We start from the raw sequence: 953 nt of genomic DNA on the forward strand, positions 1-953 counted from the left end.
GCGGTCAGGACGCCGTCGGGGCCGATCTCGAGGAAGGCGTTCGCCCCGGCGTCGGTGAGCGCCCCGACGCCGTCGGCGAAGCGGACGGTGGCGCGGACGTGGCGCACCCAGTAGTCGGCCGAGCACAGCAGGCCGGGGCCGGCGATCCCGCCGGTCACGTTGGACACGACGGGAATGCGCGGCTCCGCGTAGGCCAGCTTCTCCGCGACCTCACGGAAGGCGTCGAGCATCGGCTCCATCAGCGGCGAGTGGAAGGCATGACTGACGGAGAGCCGCCGCGTCCTGCGGCCCTTCGCGGCGAACTCCTCGCCGAGTGCGACGACCTCCTCCTCGGCGCCGGACACGACCACGGCGTCCGGACCGTTCACCGCCGCCAGGGCGATCCCGTCCGTGAGGCGCGGGGCGACCTCCTCCTCGGTGGCCTCGATCGCCACCATGGCGCCACCGGACGGGAGTTCCCGCATCAGCCGGGCACGCGCCGCGACCAGCGCACACGCGTCCTCCAACGACAGCACCCCGGCCACATGCGCGGCCGCGATCTCCCCCACCGAGTGACCGGCCACGAACTCCGGCCGCACACCCCAGCTTTCGACCAGCCGGAACAACGCCACCTCGACCGCGAACAGCGCGGGCTGGGTGTACCCGGTGGTGTCCAGGAGTCCCGCCTCCGGCGTGCCCGCCTCGGCGAACAGCACCTCCCGCAGCGGACGCTCCAGCTCGTCCTCGAAGTGGTTCAGTACGGCGTCCAGCGCCTGCGCGAACACCGGGAACCGGGCGTACAGCTCACGCCCCATGCCCGCCCGCTGCGCACCCTGACCCGAGAACAGCACCGCCAGCGACCGCTCCACCGCGCGACCGCGCGCGACTTCGACGGGCGGCTCGCCCTCGGCGCCCGCGAGGAGGACCGCCCGGTGCTCGAACACCGACCGCCCCGACGCCAGCGAGAAACCCAC

Annotated in this window: 1 protein-coding gene; it reads right to left on the reverse strand. The window is 73.6% G+C overall.

Annotated features, from left to right (window positions below; all coding sequences use genetic code 11):
* A partial coding sequence (locus ADK41_RS04350) for an acyltransferase domain-containing protein (RefSeq protein ID WP_037805353.1) occupies positions 1–953 on the reverse strand: 953 nt, incomplete at both ends.

Source organism: Streptomyces caelestis (genome assembly GCF_001279005.1).
In the GTDB taxonomy this organism is placed as follows: Bacteria; Actinomycetota; Actinomycetes; order Streptomycetales; family Streptomycetaceae; genus Streptomyces; species Streptomyces heliomycini.